The organism is Rhizobacter sp. J219 (assembly GCF_024700055.1).
Lineage (GTDB): Bacteria > Pseudomonadota > Gammaproteobacteria > Burkholderiales > Burkholderiaceae_C > Rhizobacter.
In genome coordinates this window covers 5,329,864-5,351,873 of sequence record NZ_JAJOND010000001.1, presented here as the reverse complement: position 1 = coordinate 5,351,873, position 22,010 = coordinate 5,329,864, and the positions used below count along the sequence as shown (strand labels likewise).

Sequence of the window (22,010 nt, the reverse complement as noted above, 5' to 3'; positions counted from 1 at the left end):
ATTGTCGGAGTGTTCACAATGCGGCTTCTCCCTTGTAACCCTATCGAGGCTCATCATGAAAAGAGAAGTCGTGGTCGTGAGCGGTGTGCGCACCGCCATCGGAACATTCGGCGGCGCGCTGAAAGACGTGCCACCCACCCAGCTGGGCGCCACCGTCACGCGCGAGGCGCTGGCCCGCGCCAAGGTCGACGGCAAGGACGTGGGCCACGTGGTCTTCGGCCACGTCATCAACACCGAGCCGCGCGACATGTACCTCGCCCGCGTGGCGGCGGTCGACGGCGGCATCGGCCACGACACCCCTGCCCTCACCGTCAACCGCCTCTGCGGCTCGGGCCTGCAGGCCGTGGTGAGCGCAGCGCAGAGCATCCTGCTCGGCGATGCCGAGATCGCCGTTGCCGGCGGTGCCGAGAGCATGAGCCGCGGCCCGTATTCGCTGCCGCAGGCACGCTGGGGTGCGCGCATGGGCAATGCGTCGATGGTCGACATGATGGTCGGCGCACTGCACGACCCCTTCCACAACGTGCACATGGGCATCACCGCCGAGAACGTGGCCGCCAAGTGGGACATCAGCCGCGGCCAGCAAGACGAGGCTGCGCTCGAAAGCCACCGCCGCGCGCAGAAAGCCATCGAGGCCGGTCACTTCAAGGAGCAGATCGTTCCCGTGGTGCAAGAGAGCCGCAAGGGCCCGGTCACCTTCGACACCGACGAGCATGTGCGCTTCAACGCCAAGCTCGACGACATGGCCAAGCTCAAGCCGGCGTTCAAGAAGGATGGCGGCACGGTGACGGCCGGCAATGCCTCGGGCGTGAACGACGGCGCCGCCGCGCTCGTGCTGATGGAGCGCGCCGAAGCCGAGCGCCGCGGGTGCAAGCCAATGGCGCGGCTGGTGGCCTATGCGCACGCGGGCGTGGACCCGCTCTACATGGGCATCGGCCCAGTGCCGGCCACGCGCAAGGTGCTCGAGAAGGCCGGGCTCAAGGTGAGCGACCTCGATGTGATCGAGGCCAACGAAGCCTTCGCGGCACAAGCCTGCGCGGTGAGCAAGGACCTCGGCCTCGACCCGGCCAAGGTCAACCCCAACGGCTCGGGCATCTCGCTCGGCCACCCGGTGGGGGCGACCGGCGCGATCATCACCGTGAAGGCGCTGTACGAGTTGCAGCGCACCCAGGGCCGCTATGCACTCGTGACGATGTGCATCGGCGGTGGACAGGGAATCGCTGCGATCTTCGAGCGCGTCTGAGCGTCGTCAGAGCTTGGGGATGTGCAGCGTCTTGCTGACCATGAGCGTGCCCGACAGCACGAACATCAGCGCCAACGGGTGCAGGACCCACGGGCCCAGCACCCACGCACCGCCCCACAGCGAATCGCCCAGCGCGCCCTGCCAGGCCGCTGCGGCGAGCACCCCGGTCAGCAGCACGCTCGTTGGGATCGGCGTGCCCTCGAAGTAGGGCACCTTCGCGGCACCGGCCGAGAGTGTCTCGGCGGTCACGTTGTAGCGGGCGAGGCGAGAGACGCCGCAGCAGACGAAGTAGATGAGCGCGATCACGTCCCATCCGCCTTGCAGGCCGGCGGCGAAACCCAGTGCTGCGGGCGCCACGCCGAAGGAGACGATGTCGGCGAGGGAGTCCAGCTCACGGCCAAGGGCAGAGTGCGTCTGCCGCCAGCGGGCGACGCGTCCGTCGAGGACGTCAAACATCAAAGCCAACGGCGCCATCACGGCGGCGGCGTAGAAATGCTGCAGCGATTGGGACGCCATGAACAGCATGGCGAGGAACACCGCCGCCGTGCCGCAGGCGGCGTTGGCCAGCGTCACGAAATCGGCCAGGTGGAAGCCGCGCAGCATGGAGAAGTGCCGCGGGGCGCGGCGAGCGGCGCTTTCAAGGTGGGCCATAAGTTTGCCTCCGGATGCGAATCCCAGGCGAGGATGCTAGCGCTGTGGTGGGCGCTGTCTGTCGCCAGAGACGGCTCTGGTCGTGTAGGACAAGCCGCCGTGCTGCCCTGATGGCACTTGCTTCACGCCCGATGACGGCCGTCCCTCACCCACGGATCGTCGGCCGCGATCGCGCACTCTTCCTCTACCCATTGCGGCCATTGCGGAATTTTGCTGGTGCGCATGACCATCCAGCGGAAAAGGCTCATGGGCAGAAAAAACACCTGAAAAGCAAGCTGAGCCAAAGGGAACCCGTTGATATTCAGCGTTAGCCGCTCCCATCCGAAGGCCCAGCTTTCCTTCTGCCTGTCGATTCCGGGCAGCATGATCAGCGGCGTCGGTTTGATCGCTTCCAGAACCTGCGCGGGCCCATCTTGCATGTAACGGCGGAAGAATTCGAAATGGTTGCGCAGGTCCTGCACACCCACGTCGCCTGCCGTCACCACGCTCAGAGCAAATGATTCCTTGACCGTCTCCAGGTCGTTTTCCAGCAAATGGCCCATGACACAAAGATCGCCCCAGCCCGTGCTGTAGATCGTCCAATAGATCCGCTCCCACTCTGCCTTGAGCACTGTGCCGTTGCGTCGGAACACATAGACCTGCCGGTTCTTGCGATTGAAGCGAATGGGATAGTGGGTATACGTGAAGGCATCGCGCGTGAAGGCATAGACGGCAACAGCCAGCATGGCCACTGGCAGCACGACAAGCCAAAACGACCCGTCATCACCAAATCGCCATTCGACGTAGAACAGTGCCGCCATGGCGAACAAAGCGAACCCCCCGAACATGGTCATTCCCATGGCAACCCACCCTCGCATGGAATACCACTTGTCCACGCTCTCCACAAACGTGGAGTTCAGCTTAATGAGCGCAAGTTCATAGTGGGGTGAACTGCTTACGGGCGAACGAGTATCGAAGTGGTGACGTTTCTCAGTCTGGTCCAGCGGCCGGTTGACCTTGAACCCGAACATCCCATACGGACTAAGAGTTGTCATTCCGTGGCCAGGTTGTACTGCGCCTCTTGCAACGTTGCGTCAGCGTATTTGTCGGCTCCCAATCCGAAGTGAGACCTAGACAGCCATTCCTGCACCTTGTTCTCCTTGTTTAACTCCACAAATGCGGCGACAAACAGAACTCCGAGCAGGAGTATCCAGCCGAAAATTCCAAATGCAGCTGCAAAGAGGACATAGAAGGCCAGTGATACACCAAGCGCCCCAGAGGCAAAGTACCAACCCGCGAGACCCGATGGATTTCCTTGCTTTCGTTCATCCCACCACTTGGACAAGTCCAGAAAGCCTACAAATATGCCCGCACCAGCGCCCAACAAGCGCCCCCCTATCCGCAGAATGGAAGGAGTACGCCAAGCCGTTAAACCCGGAGCATTCTTCAACCGGAAATCACCCAGCTTTTTCAAACCGGCGGCCACTTGCTCCATTGCAAAGCCTGCAATGGCAGCAGTCCCTGCGTGTAGCCGGAGAACGGCTTCGCTCGTTTCATGACTCATGCCCTTGACGGCGTCTTCGACCAGTTTGGTGTAGTTGAAGACCATCAAGATGCCACCCAGTACTGTCGCTCCAGTCGAGAAGCGACCTGCCGTCGTGGCCCGCAGAGTGCCGGCCACCTCAAGCTCCTTGAGCGCTGCCGGACTCACGATCGCGGTCTTCAAGTAGTCGGCCAAGGCTTGGCCTTTCAACCCGGAGATCCCCGCTTTTTTCACGACGTCTTTGTCCAACACAACGTACCAGCCCAGGGAACTCTTGCTGCCCATTTTTACACCCTCGACTTCGAGCAGTTTCCGCTGCGCCGCGACGGCTTTCGACAAGTCATTTGTTTTGACCTTCAGATCCGGATCGAGCTTGTAGAGTTGCTCCACCAGCGCCTGCACGAAGTCACCCTTGGTCCCTACCACGGGTACGCGAACGAACTGCTTGCCACTTGCAACGGCTAGCGCCGCCGCGGCCTTGTGGCCAACGCGCCCCTCGTGAAACTCGTTCCAGTACTTGGTCGCCGCACCGCTCAACCCGTCCATCAAATCGCCGAGAGCCCTCCTCGCTTCTTCCGAAACTTTTTCCAGATGCGATGCGATTCCGCCCATCACAGCGTCTGTTGGAAAGGCTCGCCCGTCCAATGGAGGTGAATCCACCTTCTGGATCGCGGCAATCAACTCATCATTGTTCAAGCCGAGCGCTCGCATCACAAGATTTCCAGCGGCGAAGTCACCCTTGATGAGCCAAGACACATACAGCTCATAGCTCATCCGCTTGTCGGCCGTGTGCCGGAGCAACTGCGCCACCGTGGCGGTGTAAACAGCGCCACTACTGAGGTCTTTACTGTCGAAATTGCACTTCATGCAGCTCGCCAAGCGTGGGTGCTTCATCCACTCGGCATGTGCTCTTGCCAACGGCGCGATATTTGCGCTATCAAATGCCCTGAACTGCTCGTGATACTTGGAGAGCCACTCCTGACTGCTACGCTGGTCGAAGCGCATCTCGCCGTTGCGGCGATGCGTGTAAGCCCGCCACTTTGCGTCCGCAACTCTTTGCAATGACTGTGGAGTGTGAGTCCGCCATTGCTCCGCTTTCACGGGATCGCCTGTTTCGTTGGCCAACGCCATGTTGGGATTCCAAGCGTGGAGACCTCTCTCTTCACGCTGAGCCAGTTCTTCCCCCGCGAGGACTTCGCTCAATCTCGCCTGGTTACGAACGGCAGCTTCAAGACTTGCAATCGCGTGGGCGGCAAACCGGGGCTTTACGTGGCGCTCCTCTTGGATGAAGGCCTGTTTGCGCACTTCCATCAAAAACGCGATCTCTTGCACCAACCCAACAGGGTCATGCAACGCTACGATCGCCGCCCCTCCGTCTGGGAGCATCTTCTTTGCAGCTTGGACAACCGCACCCGCCATTCCGGCGCGGCTGTTGTATCGATGCGGGCACCATTCATCGAACCGTTTCTCTACGCTCCCGCTGAGCTTGAACTCTGTGATCCACTTCTCCACCTCTTCCACCGGTGCGGTATCCGGCTGATTAGCGACCTTACCCCCCGTGATGACGATGCATGACATGTGCTGCTTGCGGTGCTCTGGGGACTGGTGATCCGCGAACACCTGATCAGTCCACTCTACGTCGCTAAACCCAATCCAGATGTTCTTGGCATGGCGCGGATTGCGAATGGTAATGACGCCCGCCAGAGGAGCAGCGCCATTTCTCGCGCATTGAAATTCCGTCTGCGGTTTGCGCTGCACCTTTAGCGCCTTAATGCGAGGAGGCACCTTGGTCAAAAAGCCGTCAGCCGTCACGAAGTACTCATCCCACTGAGTACGCGCTTCGTCAAAGACGTAGACGTAGCCACTCCTCAGCAAACGCAGACCGTATCGAGCCGAATCTCCAAGCCTCACTCCGTTCAGGACGGGAGAAAGCAGATTTCCTCCCAGCACAGGTGCCTTGATGTCCGCGGGCATGACCGCATAACGCGTTAGAAGCAAAGGAAGACCTTCCTTGGCGCAGGTCTCACAAGGAGTTGGGCACATCTTTGGCGCGACGCTCATGAGAAGTTCTTTCCTTGTTTGATCGGAGGCAACTCGCTCTGGACTTTGGCCCAATCGTCAGCATTCAGGCGAGCAGTCAATTCACGATAGTCAAGCTCGTCCTCAGGCTTAACGTTACGCAACTTGACCATCAAGTCGGCGACCAGTGGATGCTTGTCAAAAAACGGATGCCACTTGCACGCGTGCAAACCGAAAGCTACCAGGTCGTCCTGCTGCACAAGACCATACTGAAACAGCGCTCGTTTCAGATGACCACGAATCCGTTCGGCTTGGTCAACCCATGCCGCAGCGGACTCCGGTGGCTCCAACTGCATAGCGACCCGATTGACCGCCCCCATCAGCAATAGCGCTTCTCGGTGATCGGCGTTCAATCGGAAGCCTGCTCCGTTGCTGCGCTCGTTCGACGCGAACGTCCACTGCCCAGCCCAGGGTACGAGGACCGAGGATATCGGCCCCAACAGCCACGACATTCCCTCTTCGCCCAGTACCTGCGGAAGCTGGAGGAACGATCCGGGATCGAAGAAGCGAAACTGCTTCGGAGAACTTTCGCTGGGCCAATGTATGGCTATGCGGCTTCCCAGGTGTTTGGCCACCTCTCGCAAAGTCGACTTCGAATGCAGCAGAAGGCTGCAAACCGTGTCCTCTCGCGCCGCGACCTGAACATTCAGGCTGTCCATCAATGCGCCAGCCTCGTGGGTTGCTAGGGAGTTGATGTCTATCAGTACCGGACAGCGTGAGAGGTCGTTGCCCAAGAACGATGGAGCCACAGCCAGACAGTTCCAATGCAAAGGAAGCTCATCGCGCCACGCAGCGTCAATCAGCGCGTAGGGATGCGCGAGGACGTGGCGATGAAAGAACTGATGACCAAACTCGAGCACGAATCAAAAATCCGTGATGACATCAAGCCCCTTGACTTGGCGCTGGGCACAACCCTTGAGCTCCGACGACTTCGGCAAACTCAAGCTCGCACTCGCCGACGCCGCCCCCGTCAACTCCTTCATCGCCGCCTTGAACTGCGCCGCTCCGCTGGTGGTCAGCGTGATGCCGCCAGTGGTGATCCGCAACGACGCCCCACCCGCCGTGAGCAGCACATGCTTGGGTGCGCCCATCGTGATCGCATTCGTCACACTGGCTACGCTCACCGCCTTGTCGGCCGTAAGGTGCAGCGTGTTGCCCTGCGCCTGCACGCTCACGCTGCCGCTCGCCGCGTGCAGTTGCATGCCGGTCTCGGCATTGGGCTTGTCGGCGTTCTGCGCCTTGCCATAGGTGAAGAAGGTCAGGCCGCTCTTCACCGCCAGCGCCGTGTTGCGCTGGCTTTCGAGGTTGAGGTCGTGGCCCGCGGTGAAGCTGGCGTGGGTGCCGGCGCTCAACACCGCATGGGCCGGTGTGGCGGCGCCGACGCCGCCCGGCGCGCTGACCAGCAGCTCGGGCCGCGACCAGGCGCTCACACTGCCCGCGCCGCCTTGAATGGCGACGATCTCGCCGTCACCACCCGCAGCGGCGGCATCACCTCGGCTGTCATCGGCCTCCAGGCTCTCGATCGCCGCCTGCTGGCCCTTGCGGACGGGCAGCTCCTTCGGCTGCGGCTCGCCGCTCAGCTTGGCGTTGTGCTTCTGCGCCGTGTCGTTGAGCGTCTGGGTCAGCTCTGCGGCAGCCTCCAGCTGCGCCACCGCGGCACGCGCGTCTGCCGGCTGGGCCGTGGCTTGGCTGCCTTGGCTTCGTGCATGTGCGCTCAGGTACAAGCCAGACCCCGCCCTCACCGCACCGTATGCCGTGGTGCTGAGGTCCAGTCCATGTCCGCGTTTGGCGAGACGCTGGTTGTCGTTCTGCTGCAGCAGGTGGCCGATCTGCAACCAGCTCGAGGCCGTGGTGCTCGACAGCTGCGCACGCGCCTGCGACGGGGTGTCGTCGAACACGAGCTGGTTGTAGCCGCCGGTGCCGCTCGCGCTCGTGTCCAGGCTCTGGCTCTTGAAGCCTGCCATCACCTGGGGGTGCTGGTGCCCTTCCAGTTCGCCGGCCTTGCGGGTGCCGGGGAACCACGCGCCTGCATTGCCGGTGGAGGTGCCGGCGCCGTTGCCCACCTGGTTGCCTTGCGCGTCGGCGCTGCCCGCGCCGTTGTAGGCGCTGCCGATCACGACCGGGCGGTCGATGTCGTCTTCGATGAAGCTGACGAGCACTTCCTGGCCCAGGCGCGGCGTGAAGTGCCCGCCCCAGTTGGCGCCGGCCCAGGGCTGGGCCACACGCACCCAGGTGCCGGTGCTGTCGTCGCCCGGGGCGTTGCTGCCGGCGGGGTGGTCGAGCCGCAATGCGCTCTGCGCGCCCCGCTGCCAATGGAACTGGATCTTGATGCGGCCGTCGCGGTCGGTGTGCACCGGTTCGCCGAGGCCCACGACGATGGCGGTCTGCGTGCCGGCGACCCTGGGGCGCGCAAAGGTGAGGTCGCCGCGTTCGCCCAAGCTGGGAGTGCCGCGCACCGGCAGGCTGGCGTCTTGCGCAAAGAAGCGGGCGAGGTAGAGGGGCTCGGTCGTCTGGTTGGCCGGGCCTCTGAAGAGACTGGGGCGTTCGGCACGCCGGGGGGGCTTCACTGGCGGGGGCCTCATCGAACGCCGGCGGGAGCTTGCCCAGCAAGGACTGCAGGCTGGTCGACAGATCGGCCGTGATGTTGTTGCGCGCACGGTGCTGCACGGTGAGCAGCACCCATTGGCTTGACGCGTCGACGCTCGGGTGTTCGGCCAGAGAAAAGGTGGTGCCGCATGCGGCCTGGCGCAGTGCGCCCTCGCCCTGGTAGCGCCACGCCGGTGCCTGCACGGCCTCGATGTGGCGACGCACCAGCCGCTCGGCCTGCGCGGTGGTCTCGTAGGCATAGGCACCCGGCTGATCGCGCAGGGCCAAGGTGAGTGAATCGGCGCTGGCGCGCTCGTCGCCGGACGCCTCAGCCGCAGGCTGCGAGACGGAGCGGTGGTCCCAGCTGGCGGCCGACAGCAGCGTGGGCGCGACGCGCCGCGCTTCGTCGAAGCGGGTGATGCTGTCTTCCTTGAAGCTGGCCGACGCACTCTGGGTGTAGCGCACACGCGCCTGCACGTTGGGCTTGAAGCAGCCGTTGTGGTCGGCGATCACCAGGGTGTGCTGGCCGAGTGCGTCGCTGTCTGCGGCTTCGTGCTCGAACCAGCAGAACAGGCCCTCTTCGGCCATCAGGCGCTGCACGAAGGCCAAGTCGCTCTCGTGGTACTGCACGCACAGGCTGCGCCGGGCATAGACGCTCGTGTCGGCCAGCTCCCAGCGCCACGCGGGCGCGAGCTTGCCTTGGGCCTGGTAGTCGGCGAAGACCTCGTCGAGGATCTCCATCACCGTCTTGTCCTGGAAGACCCAGGCATCTTGCCGGTGCGACAGAAAGCTCAGCCACGGCTCAATGGTCAGCTTGTAGCGCGCCAAGCCACCGTCGCTGCCTAACAGGGCAAAGGCGGTGACGTGTCCATGGAACGGGCGCAGTGCCGTCAGGCTCTGCCCGGTGAGCAGGTCCACGCGCACCGGCTGGCCGATCAGGTCTTTGAGTCGCAGGTGGGCGTTGGTGCTGAGCGCCAGCACTTCGAACTTGAAGCCAGCCGACGGTGCCACACAGGGCGCCCGCGGGCCGATCGTCTCGGTGCCAAGCAGGCGCTCGGCGAGCAACACGTTGGGGCCGAGGGGGGTGTGCAGCCTCAGCAGACGCTGGTTCTGGTTGGGCCCCAGCGCTGCGAGCAGGGCTTGCACCACAGATTGGACGGCAGACAAGGCGGACATGAGGAAGTTGCGCTACAGGCTCGTGGGCGCCGTCAACGTGCGGTAAGCCGGGTGTGAATCATCCCTGCGCGCCGCTCATGCAGGCAATCCCTCAGAGGGATGAAGCAACACCCATGGAGGTAAACATTGGTAACCACCAGCCTCACTTGACGCTGTACTTGAACTTGCCGTCCTTGCCGGCGCTGACCTTGATGCGGCTGATGGCCTGCCCTTCCGCCATGCGGGCGAGCACGCTCTCGGCGATCTCGGGCAGCAGGGTGCCGTTGAGGATGTGGTCGACGGCGCGGGCGCCGGTGTCGACCTCGGTGCAACGGGCAAGCACCGCGTCGACCAGGCTGTCGTCGTAGTCGAACTGCGCCTTGTGGTTGGTCGCCACCCGAGCGGCGATGCGATCGAGCTTGAGCCGGATGATCTGCTCGAGCACATCGTCGGAGATGGGGTAGTACGGCACCACCTTCATGCGGCCAAGAAAGGCCGGCTTGAAGGCCTTGTAGAGCTGCGGGCGCAGGTGCTCCGCCAGTGTGTCGGCGTCGGGCAGCTCTTCGGCGGGCTTGTTGAGGCAGGCCTGCATCACGGTCTGCGAGCCGACGTTGCTGGTGAGGATGATCACCGCGTTGCGGAAGTCGATCTCGCGGCCTTCGGCGTCGTCCATCACGCCCTTGTCGAAGACCTGGAAGAACATCTCCAGCACGTCGGGGTGGGCCTTCTCGACTTCATCGAGCAGCACCACGCTGTAGGGGCGGCGGCGCACGGCCTCGGTGAGCACGCCACCTTCGCCGTAGCCGACGTAGCCCGGGGGCGAGCCCTTCAAGCCGCTCACGGTGTGCGACTCCTGGTACTCGCTCATGTTGATGGTGATCATGTTGCGCTCGCCGCCGTAGAGCACATCGGCAAGCGCCAGCGCCGTCTCGGTCTTGCCGACGCCCGAGGGGCCGACGAACATGAACACGCCCTTGGGCTTGTTGGGGTCTTCGAGGTTGGCTCGCGCCGTGCGCACCCGCTGGGCCACGGCTTCGAGCGCATGGTCCTGGCCGATGATGCGCTCCTTGAGCGTGGGCAAGAGGCCGAGCACCGTCTTGATCTCGTCCTTGACCATCTTGCCGAGCGGAATGCCCGTCCACGCGGCCACGATCTCGGCGACGACGGTGCCATCGACCTGCATCGGCACCATCGGGCTTTCACCCTGCAGCTGCTCCAGCTCGGCGAGCTTGGCCTGCAGCGCGGCCTGTTCGGGCGTTGCCACCTTCGCAGACTTGGACGCCGCCGACTTCGCCTTGGGCTTGGGTTCGGGCGCTGCATCTTCGGGCTGCGCGGGCGCCGGTGCGGCTTCGAGCTGGCTGCGCATCTCGCGAATCTCGGCCACGAGCGCCTTCTCGCGCTCCCAGCGTGACTTGAGTGCGCCGGCCTGGTCGGTGAGCTGCTGGCGCAGGTCGTTCAGCTCGCCCAGGCGCGTGGCGTGGTCGGCACCGGCGGCCTGCTCGCGCAGCAAAGCCTCGCGTTCGGCGCCCAGCCTTTCGAGCTGGCGTTGGGTGTCTTCGATGATCGACGGCGTGGCGTTCTGGCCGAGTGCCACCTTGGCGCAGGCAGTGTCGAGCACGCTGATGGCCTTGTCGGGCAACTGGCGGCCGCTGATGTAGCGCGCCGAAAGGCGCACGGCTTCGGTGATCGCTTCATCGAAGAGGCGCACGTTGAAGTGCTTCTCCATCAGCGGGGCCATGCCGCGCAGCATGGCGGCGGCGAGCGGCTCGCTCGGTTCTTCGACCTTGACGACCTGAAAGCGGCGGGCCAGCGCCGCGTCTTTCTCGAAGTACTTCTTGTACTCGCCCCAGGTGGTGGCAGCCACCGTGCGCAGCTCGCCACGCGCGAGCGCGGGCTTGAGCAGATTGGCCGCATCGTTCTGGCCCGCCTGGCCACCGGCGCCGATCATGGTGTGCGCTTCGTCGATGAAGAGGATGATCGGGTGCGAGCTCTTCTTCACCTCGTCGATCACGTTCTTCAGGCGGTTCTCAAACTCGCCCTTCACCGAGGCGCCAGCCTGCAAGAGACCCATGTCGAGCGTGTGCAACTCCACGCCCTGCAGCGGCGGCGGCACGTCGCCCTGGGCGATGCGCAATGCGAGGCCTTCCACCACCGCCGTCTTGCCCACGCCGGCTTCGCCGGTGAGGATGGGGTTGTTCTGGCGGCGCCGCATGAGGATGTCGATGCACTGGCGGATCTCGGGGTCGCGGCCGATCACCGGGTCGACCTTGCCGTCGCGCGCACGCTGGGTGAGGTTGGTGGTGAACTGATCGAGCGCCGGGGTCTTCGCGCCAGGGGTTGCGGCCTGCTCGGCGGCGTCGGCCTCGCTGTCGGCCGCCGGGGCACCGGCTTCGCGCACGGATTCAGCAGCTTCTTGCGAACCCTGCGTCAGCTCTGCCAGCTTGTGCTTCAACTCGTCGAGCTTGAACTTGACGAAGAGCTTGGAGCCACGGAACGCGAGCTGGCTCAGGTTGGGCTCGGTCAGCAACGCGAGCAGCAGGTGCGCGCCGCGGATGCGGCTGGTGTGCGATTCGAGCGAGGCGATCAGCCACGCATGCTCCAGCAGCACCGGCAAGTGTTGCGAGAAGACCGGCGTGCGGCTGTTGCCCGTCTTGAAGCGGGAGATCTCGTTCTCCAGGTCGCGCTGCAGCTCGGTGCTCGAGATGCCGAAACGCTTGCACAGCAGCGCGAGATCACCCTGGGGGCTTTCGAGGAGCGCAAGAAACAGATGCTCCAGGTCGACCTCGTAGTTGCCACGCGCCATGCACAGGCTGGCCGCCCTTTCGGCAGCGCGGCGGGTGGTGTCGTTCAGCTTGGAGATGAGGGTCTTGAGGTTGGTAGACATGGGCGATGGATGACAGCGATGTTGGTTTGACGGGGTCGGCGCGTTCAGGCGGCCGCGGCGTGGATGTCGTAGCGCACGTCCGCCCGGTCGACCGTCGACGGGCGGGTCTGCAGGTAGGTGTCCCAGCCCAGGCGCCCGGCCAGCGGCGAGCGGTCGGAGCCGAGCGTGCCGCTTTGCACCGCATCGGCGCGCAGCACGATGTTGATCTCGTACTCGAGGCTCACGCCGCTCAGCAGCGTGAGGATCTCGCGCAGCGCGGTGGCGCCCGGCGCTCCGGGCAGGAAGCGCAGGAACATGCGGTGGTCCAGCGGGCCGAGCACCACACGCACCCGCAAGTCGCGTTGCCAGACACGCTCGCCTGACAGGGCGTTGCGGCCGAGCTGACCTCCGCTCAGGCCGAGTACCGTGCGCGCTTCCGGAGGCAGCGTGTACCAGCGGCCGCAGAACTGCTCGAGCCGCACCGGCACCTTGAGGTAGCGCGAGAGCAGCTGCCGCAGCTGGGAAGCCGACAGCGTGCGTTGCTGAAGCGCTCCGGCAAAGAAGGCCAGCCCTTCATCGTCGACACCGCCCGCGTCGGGGCGCAGGCGATCGTGCAGCGGTGCCTGCCCGATGCCGGCCAGGGCAAGCACCATGGGCGCGAAACGATTGCGCCGATCGCTCTCGTACTGCAACTGCAGTCGGCTCTTCTTCCAGGCCTTGTAGAAGAGCGCCAGCAAACGGTTGCTGAAGAGGTCGAGAAAGCTCCGGGCGGCGAAGTCTTTCTGGTACAGCTCGCGCTGCGCGATCTGCTCGGTGTAGACGTAGGGCAGCGCACCCGACACCCCCAGCAGGCCCATGAAGGCTGCGGTGATGTCGATGCTGTCGATCTCGGGGGTGGCGTTGCCTTCAGGCGCTGTCCAGCGCACCTTCAGCGATTCGATCTCGCTCGCCGGAAACGCCAGCGACGACGAGTTGCGAAAACGCAGCTGCGACGGCAGCAGATCGGCGCTCGGGCCATGCCGCGCGGTCAGCGTGCGTTCGAGCAACCGCACCGCCTGGAAGAACTCGAAGCGGTGCGGGTCCTCGAACAGCTGGTCGATCAGACCAGTGCTGTCGCGCCGTTGCGGGGTGGGCATGTGATGAGCGGCTGCTGGGTCCGCGCCGAAATCAGAGTCAGCTTGGTGAAGCTGTTGATGTGGACGTACAGCCCGAAGAAGCGGTCGAGCATGCTGGCAAAGAGGTGCAAGCCGGTGCCGACGTAGCTCTCTTCATCGACCACGAGCTTCACCTCCGTGCCGCGCACGAAGGTGGCAAAGGGTTCACCGGCGAGCCAGGCGATGGCCGGCACGAAGTCGACCGACACCACGCCCTCGATCTGGCGGCGGTTGGCGGCGTCTTGCGGCAGGTCGTAGAGGCGCAGCATTTCCTTCAACGCCTCGACGCCGCGGCCGCTGAGCGAGAGGTGATTGAGCGAGAGGTGTGACACCAGCCGCCACAGGCTGCCACGGCCGCGTTCAAGGCGGTGCGTCGGCGTCGGCTTGCGCAACATGCGGATCTCGCGTGCCACGCTGCCACCTTCGATGAAGAGGTCACCCCCGGCGCTGCCGAAGCTGAGCTGGCTGGGCAGGTCGCGGTTGGTCGAGGTGACCTGCAGCGACAGCGTGTCGACCTGCGGTGCGGTCGGTTCGAAATCCACATCGACGATGGACATCTCGACTTCATAGCCCGGGCTGCTGCTGGCCAGCATCTCGTCGCGCTGCACATGCCAGTAGCGGCCGGGCGGGCGCTCGCCCAGTTCGTCGCCCTTGCCGAGCAGGTCGTCGTGGTAGAGCGAGAAGAAGGGGCGAAATTCGTCGACCGACTCGCCGTGCGGCGTCTGCTTCACACGGAACACGCGGTCGACCGAATACACCTCGTAGGCAAAGGCCTTGCGTGCGTCGACGACCACCGGATAGCGCGTCGCCGCATGCGTGACACGGATGGGATCCGCGTTCTGCTTGAAGAGGTTGACGACCGGCGTGCAACCCAGCGCAAAACTGTCGGTCGAGATCGACTCCAGCAAACGGGCCTGGTCGGAATCGCTGCGCAGGCCGGCGAACACGAGGTGCAGGGTGATGCGGCTCGGCCGCGCGGTGGCACCTTCGTCATCGTCCAACGGCAGGCCCGGCACAGACGACAAGGGCACCGGCAGGTCGACAAAGTTGAACTTGTCGGGAAACGCAAAGTATTCGGTGAGCAGGCGATATGCCGGGTGCGAGCGCTCGTCGTAGTCGATCAGCGCCTCGTCGTCTGCGAAGCCCACCAGCGCCGGCCGCGCCGAGCGAGGCCCTGCCACCCAGGGGCTGTGCGGCGTGGTCTGCAGCATCACGGCGACAACCTTCTCGCACAGCGCCTCGCGCAACGCGCTCACCTGAGACGGTTCGCCGTCGAGGTACACGCGCAGGCGCTCGCCGAGCACGCCCCACCCCGCACGCGGCGAGGTGAGTTCAAGCTGGATCGACAGCACGGATGTCGCGGTCTGCGGCACGCGGGTGCCTTCGGGCGCCCCCACGGTGTTGCGAAAGCTTGCAGCACTCACGCGCACGGGCGCGAGCGTGAGCGGGTAGGCTGTCCTGAACTTGCACACCACTCCGCGCACGGGCCGCGTGTTCAGCAAGGTGCCCCGCGGGATGAGGCTCGCAGCACTCATCTGCCCGGATGCCGAGCCGAGATCGAACTGCGCGATCGAGCACGAGGGGAACGGCCGCAGGTAGTGCGGGTACAGCACGTCCAGCAACGACTCGGTGACGAGCGGGAAATCGTCGTCGAGCCTCTTGTGCACGCGAGCCGCCAGCAGCGCGAACGACTGGATCAAACGCTCGACGTGCGGATCTTCGGCGATACCACTCGCCAGCTGCAGACGCCCCGCCACCTTGGGGTAGCGTGCCGCAAAGCCCTTGACGTCTTCGCGCAGGAAAGCGAGTTCTCGTTCGTAGTGCGGGAGAAGTTCGTCCATGCGAATGCCTGCGATATCGAAGAGCGGGCGGTTCAGCGCCTCGACAACGCCACGTCGTACTTGTGGGTCATCGGTTGCAGAAAAGCATCGAAGCTGACCGGTTCATACGCCGGGTCGAGCACGAGCATCGCCTTCACCGAGAAGTTGAGCAGTTGCAGATGCTTGTCGGGGTTGTTGAGTTCGACTGCCACATTGCGCAGCCTCGGTTCGTGCCGTTCGACCGTCTGGCTGATGGCTTCGCAGATGCTGCGCTGGTCAGCCGGGCTCTCGAAGCTCATGCCTGCAAAGTCGCGCAGGCCGAACGTCAGAACGGAAGACCTGGCATGCGGGAAATCTGCTGTCATCTCGGCCATCAAACCTGTTCGGCTGTTGAGCAAAGCCTCGAGGTCACGCGCCACGCTGGCCTTCATCTGATCGATGGTGAGACCGCGTAGCAGATGGTCGGCACCCGCCGAAGAGGGCTCTTCGAACAAGCGCTCGAACAACGACGGGGTGAAGCGCTGCATGGCGAGTCAGGGCAAATCGGGCGCAAAAAAGGGCGAGCATTGCTCGCCCTCTTCACACGGCGATTCGCATCAAGCGAAGGTCGGGGTGTTGTTCTGCAGGTTCCACTGCTTGGTCATCTTGTTGCCTTGGCTGCCGTCGACCTTGATTTCGTCGTAGCTCCATTCGATGGCCGAGTACTTCAGGCTGAAGGTCTCGCCGGGCAAGCCCTCGCCGCTGATGACGTTCGAGACCGAGGCCACGATCACGTTCTTCAGCTTGATGGCCCAGTACTTCTTGCGGCTCTGGGTGCCACCGGCGGTGTTGGAACCGAAGGCGCGATAGAAGTGAATTTCCACGTCCTTGATGACGGTGCCCGACGAACAAGCCACCAGCAGCGCCGGCGAGGCGAAGTCGATGTCCTTGGTGAAAATCATCTCACCGTGCTCAACACGCTCCGAGGTGTGGCCACCGGCGGTCGACGAGGTCGCCGATTTCGGCTGACGGATCTCGTGGCTGAAGGAAGTGACTTCCACCGTGCCAGCGTGGGTGCTGTCCTTGCTGTCGCCCTTGATGCCGCCCGCCTTGAAGTCAACGTAAATGTCTTTCATTTCTTATCCGCTCCTTTTAGATGATCAACCCTTGGCCGATTGCGGAAGCTCCGCAACCAAACGCAGGGACACTGTCAATTCGTCCAACTGGAAGTGCGGACGAATGAACGAAACGGCGCGATAGGTGCCGGGCTTGCCCGGAACCTCCGACACCTCCACACGCGCTTCGCGCAGCGGAAATTGGGCTTTCACGTCCGGCGTGGCCATGTCATCCGTCGTGATGTACTGCTGGATCCATTTGTTCAGGAAGATCTCGACGTTGTCGGCAGACGCAAAGCTGCCGATCTTGTCGCGCATCATCGCCTTCAGGTAGTGCGCGATGCGGCACACAGAGAACATGTATTGCAGTTGCGCCGACAGCACCGAGTTCGCGTTGGCCGCAGGGCTGTCGTACTTCTTGGGCTTCTGCGCCGACTGCGCGCCGAAGAACGCGGCGTAGTCGGTGTTCTTGCAGTGCACCAGCGGAATGAAACCGAGGTCGCTCAGTTCCTTCTCGCGGCGATCGGTGATCGAGATCTCGGTGGGGCACTTGAGCGCCACTTCGCCTTCATCCGTCTTGAAGGTGTGCGTCGGCAGGTCTTCCACCAGTCCGCCACCTTCGACACCGCGGATCGCTGCGCACCAGCCGTAGGTTTCGAACGCCGCCGTCAAACGGGCACCAAAGGCGTAGGCAGTGTTGATCCAAAGGTAGCGGCTGTGGTCAGCGCCGGTCACGTCTTCCACGAAGTTGAAGCCTTCGGTCGTCAGGCCGTCCTTCGGGTTGAAGGGCAAGCGGCCGAGGAACCGCGGCAGCGTCAGCGCCACGTAGCGGGAATCTTCTGACTCGCGGAAGGACTTCCACTTCGCGTATTCGACGGTGTCGAACACCTTCGCCAGATCGCGGGGTTTGCCGAGGTCGGTGTAGGTTTCGAGGCCGAAGAGTTCGGGCGAGGCTGCCGAGATGAAGGGTGCGTGAGCAGCCGCAGCCACGTGCGCCATCTGCTCGGCGAAGTACATGTCTTCGGCCTGGCGACCAATGTCGAAGTCGCCGATCAGCGCACCGAACGGCGAGCCGCCGAAGGTGCCGAACTCTTCTTCGTAGACCTTCTTGAAAAGCGCGCTCTGATCGAAGTCGATCGCGGTCTTGAAGTCGCGCACCAGCTCTTTCTTGGTGGCGTTGAGCACCTTGATCTTGATCTGCTCGCCGGTGCTGGTGTGCTTGCACATGTAGTGCAGGCCGCGCCACGACGATTCGAGCTTCTGGAACTCGGGAGCGTGCATCACTTCGCTGAGCTGGGCCGAGATGAGCTGATCGAGAACTTCGGCCACACGGGCGTCGAGCGTGGCGGAGAGGTTCTCCGAAACCACCACCGTGCCCTGCAGCACTTCCTTGACCAGCTCGCCGATGATGTCCTTCGCGCGGCTGTGCTCGGTGGACGTCTTGGCGACCTTGCTCTGCGAAACGATCTCGTCGAGCAGCCCGGGCGCGTCGGCGACCGCCGCCTGTGCCTGGGCTTGTTGTGCTGCTGCGCTCATGGCTTACTCCTGATCCTTGCCGGCTTCCTGACCGAGCTGCTTGAGCTTCTCGGTGTTGCTGAGCACATCGCTCAGCACGTCTTCAAGCTTGTCGTTGCCTGCGAGTTTGTTGCGCAAATCGGAAAGCTTGGTGCGCGCTTCGAGCAGCTTGCGCAGCGGCTCCACCTGCTGCACCACTGCTTCTGGCGTGAAGTCGTCGAGTGCCTTGAAGTCGAGGTTGACGGCGAACTCACCGCCTTCGGGGCTCAGACGGTTCTTCACGCGATAGCTGGCCTTGGGCGCCATGCCTTCCATCACTTCGTCGAAGTTGTCGAGGTCGACGTTGACGAACTTGCGGTCGCGCAGCTTGGGCAGCGGCTTGTCAGGGTCTTGCTGGCCGGTGAAATCACCGAGCACGCCCATCACGAAAGGCAGTTCCTTGCTTTCGATCGCATCGCCGATCTCGACGTCATAGGAGAGCTGGACCCGCGGGGGGCGAATGCGTTCAAGACGCTTCTGAACACTGTCTTTCTTGGCCATGTTGTCCTCTCGAAGGGAATCGCGCGCTCAACCCTTGAGGGCATCGAACGGGTTGCGCTTGGGTTCGGGGGCTGCAGGGATGGACGCTGCAGCGGCTGGGCGACGCACCGGCTGCGGCGCGGCGACAGCAGCGGGCCGCGGAGCCGCCGGCTTGTCGATCGCAGTTGCAGTGGCCGGAGCAGCAGGCGGAAGAATCGATTCGCCCAGAGAGTCACGCATGATGCGTGCGAGTGCCTGGGCCTCTTCACGCGTATTGCCGCCCACGGCATTGGCCATGCGCAACTGGTCGAGTGCATACGCCGACACGCGCAGACCGCTCACGGCCATGATGCTCTTGGCCGTCACGTCGCTGGTGTCGCGCAGAAGGACTTCTTGCGCCGCGGTGATGGCCGAGCCGTAGTTGCGTGCGTCGAATTGCGCCTGCGCGATGCGCACCCACGGCTGCTTCTTGGAGGGGTCGGCCTTGGCGGCCTTTTCGTAGAAGCCCATCGCCTCCACCACACCGCCCTTGCGATGGGCGTCTTCGGCAGAGGCCATCAGGTCGGCATAACCGGCTGGAAGAACTGCTTTCACGGGGGCCGGCGTGCTGCCACAAGCACCGAGAAACACGAGGCCGCCTGCGAAGGCAAGAGCCATCAACGGCCGCTGAAGGCGACTGTCAGAAAACATTTGGAAAACTACTCCCTTGATCGCTCGCAATGCGAGCGTGCTTGGCGTGAGGTGGTGTGAGCCCAGCTTCTGCTGGCGAGAATTAAATCGCAAAAATCTGCAATGTCCGCAAGGCTTACGCAGTGTTACCGGATCGGTGTTTGCGGACCATCCCTCTCTTTGGGGGCGGCATGCGCAACCGCTTGTATGCGCCTTTAAACTGCGGCGCTCGCAGCATTGCGACGACCTCAAATGACCACGCGAGACTCATCACGGCATCGACATCTCACGCATGTGATGTGGCTCTTCGCAGCGGTAGCGCTGTCAGGTTGCGAGAGCCTTCAAGGCGGCGCACAGAAGTTCGGCGAAGGTCTCGGCAATATGGGAGAGAAGGCACTCGAGACGATCGGCTTCAAGAAGCCAGAAGTCCCCAAGACACCCGAGTTGCCCGAGGCTGCGAAGCCTGCGAGACCGATGACACTGCGGCTCGCGGCAAGCGACTCGCTCAACGTCGACGCAGCGGGCCGCTCGCTCTCGCTCGTGGTGCGTGTCTACAAGCTGCGTAGCCCGACCGCCTTCCTCAACGCACCGCAAGAAACCTTCGGTAACAACAAGCTGGAAAGAGACACGCTCGGCGATGAGCTGATCGAAAGCCGGGAGGTCGTGCTCTTGCCGGGCCAGCAACAACGCATCAGCGAGCGCTGGGCACGCGAGGCCACGCACGTCGGCGTCGTCGCGCTGTTTCGTGCACCCGCTGCGCAGCGCTGGCGCTATGCCTTCGAACTCGAAAACGTTCAGCTCGGCGACGGCCTCGTCCTGGGCGCTCATGCCTGCGCACTGAGCGTGGCCAACGGCCAGCCGGTGGGTGTGCCCACCAGCGCTTTGAAACTCAGCACCTCGATGTGCGCCCTCAATTGACACGCCCGGAAGGTAGAACTTGATCCCGACTCCCAAAGTCCTGTGGGGCGAAGGCCTCTTTCTGCGGCCTCAGCACTTTCAGCAACAGGACGCTTATCACGAGTGGCGCCTTGCGCAAGCAGTGCGAGGGCTGCACCCTTATGCCTGGGGTGTGCGCAGCATCAAGGTCGACACCGATGCCCTGCAAGCAGGTCGCCTGCGTCTCACTGAGCTGCAGATGGTGTTGCCCGACGGCGAGTTGTACAACGCCCCCGCCGAAGACGAGCTGCCGGAGCCCATGGCTCTCGACACCGCCTTCGGGCAAGGAAACGAAGTCGTGCTGCACGTCGCTGCGGCACCGCTGCGCACGAACGGCAGCAACTTCGCATCCACGCGTGACGAAGCCGATACGGCGGCACGGTACTACCAGGTCCAGAAAGACGTCGAAGACCAATACACCGACGCTGCCGCCGCACAACTGAGCCTGCTGGGCAAGTCGGTCAAATTGATCTCAGAGCACGACCCGCGAGGCCATCTGGTGACCATGCCGGTGCTGCGCGTGCGGCGCAATGCCACCGGCGGCTTCGAACTCGACCCGCGCTACGTGCCGCCGTCGCTCACCATCCAGGCCTCGCCGGTGGTCTTCCTCTACTTGCGCCGCCTGCTCGATGTGCTGCAGGCGAAGGTCGATGCGCTGTACGGCTTTCACCGCGAACCCTCGAAGAACATCATCGAGTTCCGCTCGGGCGACGTGGCGTCGTTCTGGCTTCTGCACACCGCCAGCGGCGCTTACGCATCACTCGCGCACTTGATGCGCCACCCGGGCCTGCACCCGGAGCGTCTCTTCCAACGCCTGCTGGAGCTTGCTGGCGCGCTGATGACGTTTTCGAAAGGCTTCACGCTCGCCGACCTTCCGGCCTACGACCATGCGAACCCCGGGCCGGCGTTCTTTCGTCTCGACCACATCATCCGCGAGCTGCTGGAGACCGTGATCTCCACTCGCTACTTCGGCATCTCGCTGTCGGAGGTGCGTCCCTCGTTCCACCAGGGCCGCCTCGATGCGCAGCAGATCACCGGCGCGACCAATCTGTACCTCGGCGTGAGCGCCTCCATGCCGCCGGCCGAGCTGGTTGATGCGGTGCCCTTGCGCTTCAAGATCGGGGCACCGGAAGACGTCGAGAAGCTCGTGCTCTCAGCCTTGCCGGGGGTGCCGCTTTCGCACTCTGTGCAGGTCCCGGCTGCCATCCCGGTGCGCCCCGGTGCCTACTACTTTGCGCTCGAGCCGCGCGGCGCCCTCTACGAACGCATGATGCAGGCACAGGCCGTCTCGATCTACGTGCCCGCCGGCATCGCCGACATCAAACTCGAACTCATCGCCATCAACGCATGAATGCACAAGCCACCCAGCCGCCTTCCCTGTTCGGCGGCGCCACGATGCCGGGCCTCACGCCCACCAGTGGCAGCACACCCCGCGAAGCTCGCACGCTGATGGACCTGATGTACGACGGGTTCTACCTGCTCTTTTTGCTGCGAGCAAAGCAAGGCCCCACCGATGCCGACGCCTTCCGTTCGCACATCAAGGAGTTCCTCACCGGCCTGGAGCGAGGCGCCACCAAGCTCGGCAGCTCGGCCGAAGACGTGCACCTGTGCAAGTACGCCTTCTGCGCGACCGTCGACGAAGCGATCCTGATGTCGCAGTTCAAGGTGCGCGATGCCTGGCAGCGCCAGCCGCTGCAGCTTCAGTTCTTCGGCGAGCAGCTGGCAGGCGAGCAGTTTTTCACCAAGCTCGAAGCCCTGCGACGCGAGGGCGTTTCGCGTGTGCAGATCCTTGAGGTCTTCCACATGTGCCTGCTGATGGGATTCCAGGGCAAGTACCTCATCGAAGGCAGCGAGAAGCTCAACTACCTCACGGCGCGGCTGGGCGACGAGATCGCGCACCTGAAGGGCTCACGGGCCGCTTTCGCTCCCCACTGGGCACCACCCGATCAAGTGCGCAACCGGCTGAAGAACGAAGTGCCGCTGTGGGTGATCGCCTCGGTGTTCGCGCTGCTGGGCGTGCTCGCCTTCACCGCCATGCGCTGGCATCTGGCACGCGGTACCGAACGCGATCTCGCGGCTTACCAGGACGTGGTCAAGCTCGCGCCTCAAGCGGCCCACGTGACGATCACACTGCCATGACGGTGTAAGGCCAGCCGTGCGCAGACCACGCAACGTCTGCCGAGAAAAGAAGACAGGGAGAAGTACAA

Annotated in this window: 17 protein-coding genes and 1 pseudogene; 4 read left to right on the top strand and 14 right to left on the bottom strand. The window is 63.7% G+C overall.

Annotation, left to right across the window (positions count from 1 at the left end):
• Positions 1-55: 55 nt before the first annotated feature.
• Positions 56-1,240, top strand: coding sequence for a beta-ketothiolase BktB (gene bktB / locus LRS03_RS25540; protein ID WP_257829080.1), 1,185 nt, complete (start codon positions 56-58; stop codon positions 1,238-1,240).
• Between the two features lie 6 nt (positions 1,241-1,246).
• Here bktB and LRS03_RS25535 read toward each other — a convergent pair whose 3' ends face one another.
• The 14 genes and pseudogenes from LRS03_RS25535 to LRS03_RS25470 form a co-directional block, all read right to left on the bottom strand.
• Positions 1,247-1,891, bottom strand: coding sequence for a CDP-alcohol phosphatidyltransferase family protein (locus LRS03_RS25535; protein ID WP_257829079.1), 645 nt, complete (start codon positions 1,889-1,891; stop codon positions 1,247-1,249).
• A gap of 122 nt (positions 1,892-2,013) precedes the next feature.
• Positions 2,014-2,901: a DUF6708 domain-containing protein gene (locus tag LRS03_RS25530; protein ID WP_257829075.1), complete on the bottom strand. Its 888-nt coding sequence runs from the start codon at positions 2,899-2,901 to the stop codon at positions 2,014-2,016.
• Positions 2,902-2,921: 20 nt separating this feature from the next.
• Positions 2,922-5,474: a T6SS effector BTH_I2691 family protein gene (locus LRS03_RS25525; RefSeq protein WP_257829073.1), complete on the bottom strand. Its 2,553-nt coding sequence runs from the start codon at positions 5,472-5,474 to the stop codon at positions 2,922-2,924.
• Positions 5,471-6,352, bottom strand: a complete 882-nt coding sequence (locus LRS03_RS25520; RefSeq protein ID WP_257829072.1) for a DUF4123 domain-containing protein — start codon at positions 6,350-6,352, stop codon at positions 5,471-5,473. Before LRS03_RS25520 ends, LRS03_RS25525 begins: the two co-directional genes overlap by 4 nt.
• 3 nt (positions 6,353-6,355) lie before the next feature.
• Entirely contained in the window at positions 6,356-8,059 is a 1,704-nt protein-coding gene (locus LRS03_RS25515; RefSeq protein WP_257829070.1) for a type VI secretion system Vgr family protein, read from the bottom strand.
• Positions 8,060-8,189: 130 nt separating this feature from the next.
• Positions 8,190-9,254, bottom strand: a pseudogene (locus tag LRS03_RS25510) (type VI secretion system Vgr family protein); the annotation flags it as partial.
• A 142-nt stretch (positions 9,255-9,396) separates the two neighbouring features.
• Positions 9,397-12,117 carry a type VI secretion system ATPase TssH gene (gene tssH / locus LRS03_RS25505; protein WP_257829069.1) on the bottom strand — a complete coding sequence of 907 codons (2,721 nt, stop codon included), beginning with the start codon at positions 12,115-12,117 and terminating at the stop codon, positions 9,397-9,399.
• A 44-nt stretch (positions 12,118-12,161) separates the two neighbouring features.
• Positions 12,162-13,232, bottom strand: a complete 1,071-nt coding sequence (gene tssG, locus LRS03_RS25500; RefSeq protein ID WP_257829067.1) for a type VI secretion system baseplate subunit TssG — start codon at positions 13,230-13,232, stop codon at positions 12,162-12,164.
• Positions 13,196-15,091, bottom strand: a complete 1,896-nt coding sequence (tssF, locus tag LRS03_RS25495; protein WP_257829066.1) for a type VI secretion system baseplate subunit TssF — start codon at positions 15,089-15,091, stop codon at positions 13,196-13,198. The genes tssG and tssF overlap by 37 nt, the downstream gene beginning before the upstream one ends.
• A gap of 32 nt (positions 15,092-15,123) precedes the next feature.
• Positions 15,124-15,597 (bottom strand): type VI secretion system baseplate subunit TssE, encoded by a 474-nt coding sequence (tssE, locus tag LRS03_RS25490; RefSeq protein WP_257829065.1) that lies wholly within the window; start codon positions 15,595-15,597, stop codon positions 15,124-15,126.
• Between the two features lie 69 nt (positions 15,598-15,666).
• Positions 15,667-16,185, bottom strand: a complete 519-nt coding sequence (locus LRS03_RS25485; protein WP_257829064.1) for an Hcp family type VI secretion system effector — start codon at positions 16,183-16,185, stop codon at positions 15,667-15,669.
• Positions 16,186-16,209: 24 nt separating this feature from the next.
• Positions 16,210-17,700, bottom strand: coding sequence for a type VI secretion system contractile sheath large subunit (gene tssC, locus LRS03_RS25480; protein WP_257829063.1), 1,491 nt, complete (start codon positions 17,698-17,700; stop codon positions 16,210-16,212).
• Positions 17,701-17,703: 3 nt separating this feature from the next.
• The gene (gene tssB / locus LRS03_RS25475) at positions 17,704-18,219 is read right to left on the bottom strand and encodes a type VI secretion system contractile sheath small subunit (RefSeq protein WP_257829062.1); all 516 of its coding nucleotides are present in this window, start codon (positions 18,217-18,219) and stop codon (positions 17,704-17,706) included.
• Positions 18,220-18,246: 27 nt separating this feature from the next.
• On the bottom strand, positions 18,247-18,792 hold the full coding sequence (locus LRS03_RS25470) for a hypothetical protein (RefSeq protein ID WP_257829061.1): 546 nt from the start codon (positions 18,790-18,792) through the stop codon (positions 18,247-18,249).
• A gap of 327 nt (positions 18,793-19,119) precedes the next feature.
• Here LRS03_RS25470 and tssJ point away from each other — a divergent pair, with 327 nt between their 5' ends.
• The 3 genes from tssJ to icmH are packed head-to-tail and all read left to right on the top strand — an operon-like array spanning position 19,120 to position 21,942.
• Complete coding sequence (gene tssJ / locus LRS03_RS25465) at positions 19,120-19,785, top strand: type VI secretion system lipoprotein TssJ (protein WP_308296470.1); 666 nt, start codon at positions 19,120-19,122, stop codon at positions 19,783-19,785.
• A 19-nt stretch (positions 19,786-19,804) separates the two neighbouring features.
• Positions 19,805-21,154, top strand: coding sequence for a type VI secretion system baseplate subunit TssK (gene tssK, locus LRS03_RS25460; protein ID WP_257829060.1), 1,350 nt, complete (start codon positions 19,805-19,807; stop codon positions 21,152-21,154).
• Positions 21,151-21,942: a type IVB secretion system protein IcmH/DotU gene (gene icmH, locus LRS03_RS25455; RefSeq protein ID WP_374685081.1), complete on the top strand. Its 792-nt coding sequence runs from the start codon at positions 21,151-21,153 to the stop codon at positions 21,940-21,942. The genes tssK and icmH overlap by 4 nt, the downstream gene beginning before the upstream one ends.
• Positions 21,943-22,010: the final 68 nt, after the last annotated feature.